Below are 12,030 nucleotides of genomic sequence, written 5' to 3'. Positions count from 1 at the left end.
ACCCTCCTTCCACGGCTTCCGCCAGGCCGGACCCGATCATCCGCGCGGTGACCGCGATCATGGCCACGGTCGTCGGCCTGACCTTCCTGTTCGGCTTCGGCAACGTGCTGAGCCTGGCCCTCCGCCTGGGCGTGCCGGTCTGGATCGCCCCACTCGTGGCACCCGCGGTCGACCTGTCGATCCTTGGCCTCCTGCTCGCCATCCGGCACCTCGCGGTGACCGGCGCCGCACCTCAGCTGCTGCGCCCGGCCCGCCGCCTGCTGATCTTCTGCAGCACGGTGACACTCGCGCTCAACATCGCCGACCCGATCATCACCGGCCACTGGGGCCGAGCAGCCTTCGACGCGGTCGGCCCACTGCTGTTGATCGGCTGGGCAGAGGTCGGCCCCGGCATCCTGCACACCATCGCCACCACCACCGAATCCGTCCGGCACCAGCCCGCACGCTCTGAGCCAATCCGGGAGCCCGAACCAGTTCGACCCCCGGAAGCACAGCAATCAACCAGCAGCGGCAGACCGAACCGGCTGGACGAACTGCTCCAACGTGCACGGTACGAAGACCGCCAGCACTGGGAAATGCATCATCGGCCGATCTCCGCGGAGACCCTCCGCAAGCGGTTCCGGATCGGAGCCACGCTCGCCAGAACGCTGGTGGCCATGATCAGAGAGCGCCCCGCCCAGGCGAACACGGCGACGTGAGCACCACGGTCGCCTTGTCGGATGGACTGGGATGTGAACTACAGCAGGCGCTCCCGGTTGCTCTCTGCCTCACCCCGGACCTCGTCGAAGAACATCTCGTCGACCTGCTCGTCATGGGCGTCATAGTCTTCTTCGGACGGCTCGTCCTGACTTGGGTCGTGCTCCACCGGACCGTCGTCGTACTCCCGGTAGAGCAGCCAGCAACCGCGGATGCCGTCCAGAAGGTCTTCGAGCAGATCTTGCGCCGGCCGAGCCGGATCCAGCGTGGTGATCCGGTCAGGCATCAGCGCCTCCCGAACTTCTCCGACTTGCTTTCCCAATCGCCGAGCCTGCGCCTCTGCCTCGTTAATCTGCTCAATCAGGGCCGCCAGGTCAGGGATGTGCCCGGTGGCCGCGACCATCGCCTCAGCAATCAGGCTGGTGACGACCTGTCGCGGCGTCTCACCATCGTTGAGGCGTTCAAGCACCAGGGTCGGGGTACGTACCTGAATGGCCTCGATGTCATCGGCTTCGAGCACTACCTGCCTCGGATCGCGTCCCGCCGCCTCACCGGCGACATCGGCCGCCGCCTGCAACCAGTGCGCCGCGGCCACGGACGCTGCGACGGGATCGACCTCTGCGAACAACCGATCACTCCCAAGCGGGTGCTCTTGCAGGATGGCATCCGCGGCGCTGACCTGAACGGGGGAAGCATCGGCCCGGGTAAGCTGCACGGCCTGCCGGGCACGCCCGCTGAAGTCGCCGCGTTCGGCTGCCTCGATCGCGGCAAGTTCCGCCTCGGCATCGGCCACGATCCGCTCCACCAAGGCACTGTCGGCGACGCGGTGCAGTTGGCGCCCGACCTGGTGCGCGGACTCTGTGACCGGGCTGTACTCCTGCACCATCGTGCCGTCACCCTGAGGGAGATGGGGACTCCTGATCGCCTCGATGACGGCGGCGAGGGCTTCCCGCTCCTGCTCACGTCGCCACCCCTCCGTGTTGATCTCGACGCTGCCAGCTGCACTCGCCGGGTGGGTGTAGGTCCGCCAGGCGCAACGAGATAGCTGAGTGAGGGCGTGGCCCAGCCGGATCCCATCGTCGTCGACAACCGAGGTCGGCAGTTCCGCGACCAACTCAGCCACGCTTCCTACACCGACATCCCAGGTCGCGAGGAGCGCCCGGCGGGCCATATCATAGGCGTATCGGGTCATGGTCCAATTGTCTCGTATTGACGACATCTGTTGTCGTGTGCCGCTGACGGTCTTTCACCTCCATCCGACATAACAGCGCCTCGTGGCGCACCGGAATCCGTGCCAGAACCAAAATTCGAACGTCGTTGACACGAACTCGTCCGCGAGTCCGTTCGGCGCGCCGGCGCTGGTGTCTCGGCTGTCGCGGTGGACTTGCGGGAGCCGGGCCGCGTGGGCTGCGGACCATCCCACAGGTGTGGGGCACACACTTCCCGACCTGCACGTTTACCACGGCACTAGGAATTCGTCCCCGTGGGCTCGCCAGCGGATGAGCAGTGAGCCCGTCAAGTTCGTAGGGCTGGCACCTGCGGTCTCCTGCGGTACGGATCGCGACGACTGCTCGTTGTCAGCCGGGTGCACCAGCACGGCAGCGCCGTCCCCGATTGCAGCGGAGACGTTGTCCCACAAGTGCCGGACTCTGGCCGACACGGTGCCCACGCACATACCCGGCTGGCCTCCAGCAGCCATCGGCTCAACGCACCGTGCACCTGATCCGGGACCGCGGTGGTGGCAAGCACGACCGTCCACTGCACGACGATCCTCCTGCCTCCACCACTGGCCTGCCCGGCGTAGTTGATGCCAGCGGGCAGCACGCCCAGCTCCGGGTCCCACAGCGACACCAACTCGGCCGTCTCGTGCTCCGGCAGCGGTTCGGCTTCCCCGGGTGCGAGGAGTTGCTGGATATCGGCGACGATGCGGGGCAGCAGCTTGATCAGCCGCAGCTCGTCGCGGAAGCGGCGGCGGGCCTGCTGCTCCGGGTTGGTTGCCTTGTGCGGGGCGAAGGTCAGCAGATAGTCATGGCGGTCTGGTGCAGGTCGGCGATGTCGTAGCTGAGTGCGCCAGGCAGCTGCGCGGCCCGGTCTTCAGGCCGAAGGAACGACGACGGCGGGATCCCGGATGTGCGGGGATGCGGTGCGTTACACACGTCCCACCTGGTGCACTATCCTCTCCAACGCCTTGAGCTGCCTCAAGAGAGTCGGAAGTACCTGTGCCCGCAGGGGTTCCTGCTCGCACCCCTGACCGGTTTTGGCGATCTCGGCCGCCAGCTCCCGCAGTTCGGGTACCGCGGTCGTGCGGAGCGTGTCGGCCAGTTGCCGAGCGCGTTCGAGCTGTTCCTCGGTCTGCACGCGTTTCTTTCCGCCGCGCCACAGTTCCAGGTCCATACCGACGGGGTGGATCGGCCGACCGGACTTCTGCGAGGCCTTGGTGATGATGTGGATGCCGTGTGCGTCGAGGTCGCCCCACGCCGCGATTGGAATGTCTTTCGGAAGTTCGTCCGAGCTGAGGAACCGAATCAGACCCCGATGCATGTAGCCGCCGCCGAAGACGCATAGCCATCGGTCGGTGATGTCATCGGACTCGCACACCCGCTGGAAGGTGTCGATGTTCTCGACGATCAGGATGCCGTGCGCCCTGATGTCGAGCTCGCCGAGCAGTTCGATCCCGCGCGCCGGCAGACCGAGCCAGGGCTCACAGGCTCGCGCGTCGGCGATCACGTCGTCCGCGGTCCAGACGAGCGGCCCACGCAGCCGAAGTTCGACGTCGGAGCCCACGAACACCTCGTCGAGCGGTTTGCCGATCAGGTTCATGAACGCCAGCTCACGGGCGAAGGTCCAGCCCTTGGTATTGCCCCAGGCGCTGCCGGCGAGCTCTTTCGCCGAAACCTCCTGCCCGAGGTCGAGCCGCCGGTAGAGCTCGACGGCGGCGAGGAGCACCGCGTGGTACACCGACCACGATCGGGCCTTGGTTCGCGACTGCGATGGCACCTCGAGCACAGCGCCCGTACCAAGTTCTTCAAGATGCCGAAGTTCATCAGCCAAGCGTCGTTCCTGGCTGATCGCGGCGATCAGGGCCGCATGGCTCCGTTCGTTGCGTGCCAGGACGTCCAGCCGGTCCTGGCGGCGCTGGGCCCGGGAGTCGGCCAGCGGCCTGCCGATGATCGTGGCAAGCGTGTCGTGCAACCCCGGCCCGTTTGTCAGCTTGGCTTTCAGTTCCCGTTCCAGTACGTGGAGCTGGACACGGGCCTGGCCCGTCACACCGGGTTTCCAGTTCAACAGCCACTCGACCACGTCCACCTCGCGGCGGGTCAGATCATCGACGTTGATCACCACCGATTTCGCGTTGCCGTCCTCCTCAAGACGGTCCAGCACGGTGGTGCGCAACCAACGCCATTCCCCATTGTCCTGCAATGCCGGAAGGATCTCCGTCAGCTCCTCACTCATCCGAGGCCGCTCATCTCGTGCTCCAGCATGTGGTGTTCCTCCCGGCCGTCCCAGACGGTGTGTACCGCGAGTACACCGTCCAAGGCCTGGTCGACGACAAGATGGTAGATCGCCAAACCGTCCAGCTGCGGATGCAGGCCCTGCTCGGACTCGCTGGTGGCCACGAGGTCGAGGTCCAGGTGTTTGACGAGCGCGAACAACGCGCCGCGGTTCTCGGCGTCGACCCCGGCGAAGACCTCGTCGAGCAAGATCAGCCGAGGGCAACCCGGGCCGTTGTCGTTGTTCTCCGTCACGCGGATGCGGCTGGCCTGGCAGTGCGTAGCCGCCGCCGCGAACAGTGGCATGTGCAAGGCGATCGCCTTCTCACCGCCAGACATCTGGGCGTGCAGCCTACTGCTCAATCGAGCTGGCGGTCCGTCATCGCGGCTGACCATCAGCACAAACCGGAACCACAGCCGGTAATCGAGCAGCCGCGCCATCTGCTCTCGCCAGGTCATCCCGAGATTCTTGCCTCGTTCTCGCTGGATCCGCTTCTGGTAGAACTCGATCAGCTCCGCCCGTTGACTCGGCCAGAGCGTGCCCGCCGGCTTCTTCAGGTGTTCGAGCACCCGGTCGGGCATGTCGCCTTTCGGGTCTGGCTCCCACCCCAGTTGGAAGCGCAATCCGGATCCCGTCGGGTGTGCGCCCATGAGCTGGTTCGCCTGGGACAGCAGCGTCTTCGCGGCACGGAGGTGGTTGCTGACCGTAAGCCGCACCTCGTCGGACAGGAACCGCTCGAACACCTCCGATTCACTGGCCCGCAGCAGATCGTCGATCTCCTTCCGTTCGTCGAGCAGCTGACGCAGCGTGGCCCGCAGCGGACGTTCGAGGCCATTGCGGGCACCGGTGACGACCAGCACACTGCCCCGGTCGAAGCGCTCCCGGAGTACGACTCGTCCAGCGAGCTGGGCCTCGATCTCTTGGCGAACGGCGCCGACCCTGGTGTGCGCGGCGTCCAGCTGCCTGCCGTCACGGCTCTGTCGCGGAACGACGTCCGCGATTCTCGCGGCCCACGCGCACAGGTCGGGCAGTCGGTCCGGACTGTCCTCGAACGTGAGCGGCAGCGCCGGGGCGGCCTCTGCCAGCTCCTCGCTCACGGCGGCGATCAGCCCGAGCCGGTGCAGGTCGGCGAACTGGTTCGCGTCGCCGGCCAGGGCCCGACGAGCCCGGTTGGCGGTTTCCCCGGCAGCCGCCGATTCGGCGGCGAGCCGCTGGACCTCGCCGTGCGTCTCCAGCTCCTTGGCACTGGCCTTCGCCAGTTCCTCCTCGTTATGGACCAGCCCAGCCGCCAGCTCGGCATGATTGGCCATCAACTCCTGGTAGGGCTTGCCCATGTCGGCGTTGAGCCGCTCGTACTGGCGCTCCGCGTCCTTCGCCGTGGCAATGGCGGTGTCGGCCTCTTGGCGTGCGGCCTCCGCCACCCCGGCTGCCTCGACGGCGTCCGCCGTCCGCTGACCCGCCTCGATGCTCCGTTCCTCCGCCAGCGCCGCCGCACCCAGCCAGGACTGGCCGTCGACCCGGAACTGGCCGAGGTTCTTGCGCAGTTCAGGCAGCCACTCCTGCTTGCCGGTCAGGTCGGCTAGCCGGAGCGCGGTATCGGCAACCATTTGTGCTGATTCCGCCTCGTTTCGCCGGGTTGTCTCCTCCTGTTGAAAGGTCTTGAGCTGACGTGTCTCGACGGCGACCATCGTCTCCTTGGCAACGAGGTCGGATCTGCACTCGGCCAATGCCGCAGGACTTGGCAGCGCACGGACCTGCTCGTCCAAATCGCGCTGCCGTTGATCGACAATCTCGGTCGCGGTGTCGAAGACCGCGATGGCCTGTCCGCACTGCGTCCTCATCCGCGACACTGCCTCATCGGGCCAGCGGACCGCGTCCAACACCCGCACATCCTGCTCCCACACCAGGGTCGTAACCGAATCGGCCAGCTCCCCGAGACCCGCGAGCCCGCCATCGGCCCAGGCGGTCAGCGGGTGCGCATCGATCTCGATCGGGGTGCTGCCAACCGGGGAGAGGGCGGTGTTGCCCTGCTCGGCCGCCTTGGCCACCGCGTCCGCCACCTTCCGCACCCCGGTGGCCACCACGGCAAGCTGGTGGGTGAACCGTGTCCGGGTACGGACGACCACGTTGTCCGTCTGCCGCCAAGCCTCGTCATCGGGGACGCCGGCCCGTTCGTCGGTGAGCCGCCGGCCGGACTCTTCGTTCGCGGTGAGCACCTCATTCAGACGGCGCCGCTCAACCGCCAGCTCCTGCAGGATCTCCGCCAGCTCGTGTATACGGCGGCGGCGGCGTGCTTCCCGGCTGGCCGCGCCGACATACTCGGACGTGTCCTTGTGGTACGCACCACGAAGCGGACCGATCGCCCAGCTCCCATCGAGGCCGACAGTCAGATGATCGCCGAAGTCCTGCTGGACCGTGGGTACCAGCCGCACTCGCTCCAGCAGGGCGGTCACCACGGACTCCGGCATGGGACAGTTGCCGTCAGCAAGCGAGGGGTCCGGTCGCAGTGCCCCGGCCAGCGAGCCTGGCACCGGTGCGCTCATGGTGGTCAGCACGAGGTCGGCCACCGGCCTGCCGTCCTGATCGGCGAGCACGGAGCCGTCGGGCAGTACCCAGGCGTCGAGCAGTCCGGCGCCTTCCAGCGCTGCCTCAAGCAGCGCACAGGCCTCGGTGTCGTCAGCGTCGAGGAAGTCGACAAGCAGGTAAAACGGTGCGCCCGGCCGTTCGGCGCGGCTGGCAAGGCGCGTGCCAGGCGGCTCGGGTGCCTGGACCGCACCCTCGATGAGCTGGTCGAGCTCGGATCGGGCTTCGTCGTGGGCACGGTCGTTCTCGTCGATCTCCATTCGCAGTGGTACCGCCGCCTCGGCAAGCTGCTGTGAGCGCCTGCCGAACGCCAGATCGGTCCAGGTGCGGACCTGGTCCCGGGTGAGCTGGAGCGGAGCGGGCGCCGAGAGGTGGTCCGGAACCGCCAGCCCGAGTGGCAGTTCACGTAGGCCGAGCACCCACCGCGCCACAGTGTCCGCGAACGCGACCCGTTCGCCACGCAGTCGCCACGCGTCCTCCCACAACTGGCGCAGCGAGCCGCGAAGCGTGTCGAGGTAGTCACCGAATTCGCCGAGGTGTTCAGGGAGCCCGGCCACGACGGGCCGTGCCTTGGCGAGCTCACCGGCCATGACGCTCAGTTGCCGCTGGCGCGTTTGGCGGGCGTCGGTGGTCCAATCGGCGACCGCCTGCTCGCACGTGGCCCGTGGCCATTCAGCGGGCGCGGGTGCACCGACGGTCAGTTGCGGGCTGGTGCCGACCCAGTCCGCCACGGCCTCCAGGTAGAGATCGATCTGTTCCGCGCAGGCATGATTGGCGGTGACGACGGCTTCCTGGGCGGAGGTGACAGCGTCCTTGGCGCTTCGGGTTCGCTCTACCGCAGTGGCCAGCCGGTCTGCCGCGTCCGTGGACCGTCGGGTCAACATCAGCAGGTGTTCGAGCTCCTTGTCCGCCTCCTCACAGGCCGAGTGCAATCTCTGGGCCGCGATCGGCGAGTGCCGGCGCGGGTCCTCGTGTTCGGCGAACTCGGCGGCGAGCCGGACCGCCAGCTCCCACAACGAGCGCCTGGACAGGTCGAGCGCGGCACGTTCGGCGGCCTCTCCGGCCGCACCGCGACCGGCCTGCGCTTCCTGCGCGGCGACGTTGGCCAGCTCGGCCTTGTGATGTAGGGCCGCGGCGGTATACCGCGTGAGCTGGGCGCGGCCGTCCAGGCTGTTGGCCGCCGATCGCAGGCCGTCCGCCTTCTCCCGGAGCGGTTCGATCTGGGCGCCTTGGGCGAACAGCGGCAGCTTCTCGATCGCCTGAAGCTCGGCGGTGGCTGTTCGGACCTTGTCAGTGACTGTTTTTTTCGCCTCTTGCACGGAGTTGAAGTCCGTCTTCGCCGTGGTGAGTGCGGCGGAGAGTGCCTTGTGCCGGACCATCGTCTCGTCCAGCAGGTTCGCACTGGCGGCCAGCGCCGTCGAGCGCAGGCCGATGAGTGCGTGCAGGTAGCCGAGGTAGGCATTGAACACCTTGGTGAGTGCGGCCTCCGCCTCAAGCAGCTGGCGTGCCTTCTCCCGGTGCCGGTCCAACCGCTCGAACCCATCGGCCAGCTCCTCGGTGACCACCTCGTCGACCGGTGGCAGCGACTCCCTGAGCACCTCCGCGAGCTTGTCCTCCGACAGCTTGTCGGACAGCTTCGGCTTGCGGAGGTTGAGCATTGCCTTGCGAAGAGCGTCGAACTGCCGCTCCTCCAGCCGGTACAGCACTCGGTTGACCTCATCCCGGTACGCCCCGGATGTCGAGTGGATCCGACCGCTGAGGCCGAGGACACTCAGGCTCTCCAGGTCGGCCGTGAGCTGGTTCTGGCCCACTGCCTCGGTACCGGCGGAACCGAGGTGGAGTTGTCCCTGTTCCCGGCCGATCCGCGCCGAGGTGGTGAAGTACCACGCGTTCGTGTTCTTGCTCGACCTGGTGGCCTGGAGGCCCGCCCCGGTGGTGAAAAACTGCGCGCCCTGGTCGGTGATCCGGCCGTACTCCACCCAGACATAGCCGCGGGCACTCGTCCGGTCTGGGTTGCTGTCATGGCCGATGAGCCAGGTGTGCATGGTGCGGGTCCGGCTGCCGAAGGTGGACAGTTTCTCCGGCCGCAGATCGGCGTCCAGCAAGAACGGCAGCAGGACTTCGAGCGCCATCGACTTGCCGGTGCCGTTGTTGCCACGGAGCAGCAGACGCCCACGGTAGAAGGTGAAGATCTGCTCGTCGTAGCGGAAAAGACCCAGGATGCCTGCCCGCAACGGCTGCCAGCGTCGTCGGTTCGGCATCGGCAAACCGTGCAGGATCTCGGCGGGCGCGATGCTGTTCATCGGTCCTCCCGGCCGCTGATGATGACCTGGCGGAACCGGCCCAGCGCGGACTGAAGCACCAATCCATTGCGATCTGGCCGGGCCAGCCCGAAGGCGCACAGGCGGTCGCTGACCTGACTCGTGAGGTGTTCGCCACCGCCCGCCTTGCGGTAGGTCTTCGCCCAGGTTGGTCGCTCCGCGAGCAGCCGTCCGATTTCGACGAGCAGCCGTCCGGACGGAATCCAGCGGGGCAGCTCGGCCTCTTCCGTGTTGAGCCGCATGCACACCATCAGCGCAGCTTGGTCGACGATCGCGTTCAGGCGGGGGAACTCGGTGTCGGTGCTTTCGGTAGTCGGGTCGATCGCGCACCAGCCGTCCCGGCGGACCTCCAGCTCGAACCCGGTATCCGACAGCAGGCGGCTCAGCTGGCGCGTGCCGGTGTCGAGCCACCGACGTTCGACCGCCGAGAGACTGTCGACGTACACGACGGGTTCATCGAGCAGTCGTCGCATCACCATCCTCCGCGCGGACTGCTGCTGCGCGGAGGTAAGGCGTTCCTCGCCGAGGATGGCGGGAGAGCTGTCCTGGACTGTGGACTGCGGCGCCGGGGCGAAGGAGACGAAGATGTCCACCAAGCGGTGCTCGTCGATGTCGTACAGGGCGTCCGCGCCGTCCTGCAGCTCGTAGTCACCCTCGTTGTCCACGAGGGTGATCACGCCGATCCTGGTCATCTCCTTCAGCACGTCCACCATCGCGGAGCGCTGGTCGCCGGTTGCCGTGTAGCCGGGCAACGCGTCGTCGGCAGTGGTTCGGATGGCGACCCGTTTGACGATCTCCTGCAGCGATACCTGGCCGCGGGGGAACTCGCGCAGGACCGCGGCCACGACACAGAGAAGTGAGTAGCGGGAACGGTCGAACGGGAACGGCTGCCAGCGTCCGGTGGTCATCATCGGCCGTAGGACCGCGACATCGGTCGTGAGTTTGCGTAACCGCGCGAACCCCTTCTCCGCTTCGACCTTCAGTTCCCAGCCGACGTTCGAGGAGAACCAAGCGTGGAGCGCACGCTGCCGCCTGACGACAAGGCCGAACACCTCGCCGACGGACCAGTCAAGCATCGGTTCGCGGAGCAGAGCGCGAATACACCGGGCGAACTCGGCCCTGCTGTGCTCGTCGGACACCCCCGAGGTCACCATGACTCGTCCTCCTCGTCCCACTGCTCGGCAGGTGTGTCCTCGGGACCAGTGCCGATCGTCCCTCGGGTCCAGGTGATCTCGACCTCGAAGTCGGCCAAGGTCACGTATCCGCCAACCGTGTGCAGTACTGCGGCCTCCGACGACCGGTCGGCCCCGAGTGCGATCTGCAGGCGGCCGTCGGTGCTCCGCGTCCGGCGGACTCCGGTGCCATCGAGTCGGGCGTGATGGGCCTTCTGAATGAGACCGATCAGGAGCAACAGGCAGGTGTACTCCAACCGCTGAGTGACCTCGGACAGCCGGACGCGTCCGAGCGCGACCAGCGTGGCCCGAGCCTCCTCGTTGATCTGTTTGTCGTTGAGCGCCTTGACGGCCAGCCAGTGCTTGTCGGCGCGGTGATCGGACACGTGCGGCGCGCGCCGTGGCTGATCCGAAGTGCTGATCGAGCGTAGCCGGATCATCATCGGTGGCACCGGGACCTGGTGCCAGGTTCGCGTCGGCGCGTAGAGCTGGCCGGGGTCCTCCTCGGTGAAGTGCCGCGCGCCGCCCAGACCCGTGGCCGAGTACCACAGGCGGTGCGACTCGTGGTCGTCTTCGGTCTGGTGAAACCTCCTGGCCATGCCGATGACATCCTCGGACCAGGCGGAAGGGGCCCTGCGGGCGATGTCGAGACGATCGAGGACCTTGCCGATGCCCCCGACGGCCCGTAGGAGGACCTTCCGAAGCTTGTCGACGCCCGACACGGTCTCGGTGCTGGGCTCGAACCATTCCCGGACACCCGAGACGTGCCGCCACGCCACATCGGCCCAGGAGTCTCGGTCGTGCCCGGGGCCGGCTTCGAGCTCACCGGCGCTCTCACCGGCGACGTCCAGGCCCTGTGCCAGTCGATCAGGACCGATCTGGTGCAAGTCGGCGAGTGCGCGGCGGATATCGGCGGAGACGTCGGCCAGGTCGTCGCTGAACTCGGAGATGTAGACGATGGTCTCGACCTTGAACACCTGGTACTCGTCGACGTTGACAGTGACGGCGTTGAGCATCCGGTTGACCTGGTGCACGAAGGCACTGGCGTTGCTGGTCAGCGACTTGAAGGTGCGGTGCAGCTCCTCGACGGCGTGGTAGACGGCGGTGCCGGCGATGGCCCGCACCTTCAGCAACGACACCAGCGTGGTGAGCAGTTCGAGCACTCGGGCCAGCGCGACGCGTTGCAGGCCGACCTGCCGGCGGAGCCCGTCCTCGAACCCGGCCAACGCGTCATGCGCGGACTCGCCTTCCTGGCTGAGGTCATAGACCCGTTCGCGCTGGCGGTAGGCATCGAGGCTGGTGGCGTAGGAGTTGTCCTCGTCTGGTAGGAGGTTGCCCCATCCGGCCAGTTTCTCCAGCCTGTCGTTGAGGATGTGCCGCGCCAGCTCCAGCGGGGGTTCCGCCGAGCGTAACGCGGTGTCGATCTGCTCGACCCGTAGTGGCAGCTCGTAACTGGCGGCCGCGTCCAGGAACACGTCCATGATCGCTCGGTACTCCGGGGCGTGCTCACCCGTCGCGTACGCCAGGAGCTGCTGCCGGTCACCTGTTCCACGTCGCACCGACGTTTGTCCTCCCCCCATGATCAGCAGCAGCCTTGGCTCATCGTGTCCCGGTACGGACGGGGACACGTCCCGTCGAAGAGCGCAAGTTACTCCAACATGGCAATTCTGAATCCCTCGTTTACGGGAAATGTTGTGTACCAAGGAATCTGGAATCTAGAGAGATCGACCATCGTTGGCGAGCTGGGTCCCTCCGTCGATGCACGC

Annotated in this window: 8 protein-coding genes; 2 read left to right on the top strand and 6 right to left on the bottom strand. The window is 67.0% G+C overall.

Going from position 1 to position 12,030, the window contains the following annotated elements; translation table 11 throughout:
* The first annotated feature begins 47 nt into the window (after window positions 1–47).
* Entirely contained in the window at window positions 48–698 is a 651-nt protein-coding gene (locus MZC64_RS29065) for a hypothetical protein (RefSeq protein ID WP_308301087.1), read from the top strand.
* A 38-nt stretch (window positions 699–736) separates the two neighbouring features.
* Here MZC64_RS29065 and MZC64_RS29060 read toward each other — a convergent pair whose 3' ends face one another.
* Together MZC64_RS29060 and MZC64_RS29055 are read right to left on the bottom strand one after the other, a co-directional pair.
* Complete coding sequence (locus MZC64_RS29060) at window positions 737–1,888, bottom strand: hypothetical protein (RefSeq protein ID WP_247762348.1); 1,152 nt, start codon at window positions 1,886–1,888, stop codon at window positions 737–739.
* A 264-nt stretch (window positions 1,889–2,152) separates the two neighbouring features.
* Window positions 2,153–2,371, bottom strand: coding sequence for a type I-E CRISPR-associated endoribonuclease Cas2 (locus MZC64_RS29055; protein ID WP_247762819.1), 219 nt, complete (start codon window positions 2,369–2,371; stop codon window positions 2,153–2,155).
* Between the two features lie 38 nt (window positions 2,372–2,409).
* Here MZC64_RS29055 and MZC64_RS29050 point away from each other — a divergent pair, with 38 nt between their 5' ends.
* Window positions 2,410–2,757 carry a hypothetical protein gene (locus MZC64_RS29050; protein ID WP_247762347.1) on the top strand — a complete coding sequence of 116 codons (348 nt, stop codon included), beginning with the start codon at window positions 2,410–2,412 and terminating at the stop codon, window positions 2,755–2,757.
* Window positions 2,758–2,844: 87 nt separating this feature from the next.
* On the opposite strand, the gene MZC64_RS29045 is transcribed toward MZC64_RS29050, so the two are convergent.
* The 4 genes from MZC64_RS29045 to MZC64_RS29030 are packed head-to-tail and all read right to left on the bottom strand — an operon-like array spanning window position 2,845 to window position 11,823.
* On the bottom strand, window positions 2,845–4,149 hold the full coding sequence (locus MZC64_RS29045) for a Wadjet anti-phage system protein JetD domain-containing protein (protein WP_247762346.1): 1,305 nt from the start codon (window positions 4,147–4,149) through the stop codon (window positions 2,845–2,847).
* Window positions 4,146–9,074, bottom strand: coding sequence for an SbcC/MukB-like Walker B domain-containing protein (locus MZC64_RS29040; RefSeq protein ID WP_247762345.1), 4,929 nt, complete (start codon window positions 9,072–9,074; stop codon window positions 4,146–4,148). The genes MZC64_RS29045 and MZC64_RS29040 overlap by 4 nt, the downstream gene beginning before the upstream one ends.
* Entirely contained in the window at window positions 9,071–10,246 is a 1,176-nt protein-coding gene (locus MZC64_RS29035; protein WP_247762344.1) for a TIGR02678 family protein, read from the bottom strand. The genes MZC64_RS29040 and MZC64_RS29035 overlap by 4 nt, the downstream gene beginning before the upstream one ends.
* Window positions 10,240–11,823, bottom strand: coding sequence for a TIGR02677 family protein (locus MZC64_RS29030; protein ID WP_247762342.1), 1,584 nt, complete (start codon window positions 11,821–11,823; stop codon window positions 10,240–10,242). The genes MZC64_RS29035 and MZC64_RS29030 overlap by 7 nt, the downstream gene beginning before the upstream one ends.
* Window positions 11,824–12,030: the final 207 nt, after the last annotated feature.

The sequence above is a fragment of the Crossiella sp. S99.2 genome (assembly GCF_023094165.1).
Taxonomy (GTDB): Bacteria; Actinomycetota; Actinomycetes; order Mycobacteriales; family Pseudonocardiaceae; genus Crossiella.
This window is presented reverse-complemented; position numbering and strand designations above follow the sequence as displayed.

Coding starts and splice junctions, on each gene's coding strand:
- MZC64_RS29060 (WP_247762348.1), bottom strand. CDS start 1,888: ATGACCCGATACGCCTATGATATGGCCCGCCGGGCGCTCCTCGCGACC.
- MZC64_RS29055 (WP_247762819.1), bottom strand. CDS start 2,371: ATGTGCGTGGGCACCGTGTCGGCCAGAGTCCGGCACTTGTGGGACAAC.
- MZC64_RS29045 (WP_247762346.1), bottom strand. CDS start 4,149: ATGAGTGAGGAGCTGACGGAGATCCTTCCGGCATTGCAGGACAATGGG.
- MZC64_RS29040 (WP_247762345.1), bottom strand. CDS start 9,074: ATGAACAGCATCGCGCCCGCCGAGATCCTGCACGGTTTGCCGATGCCG.
- MZC64_RS29035 (WP_247762344.1), bottom strand. CDS start 10,246: ATGGTGACCTCGGGGGTGTCCGACGAGCACAGCAGGGCCGAGTTCGCC.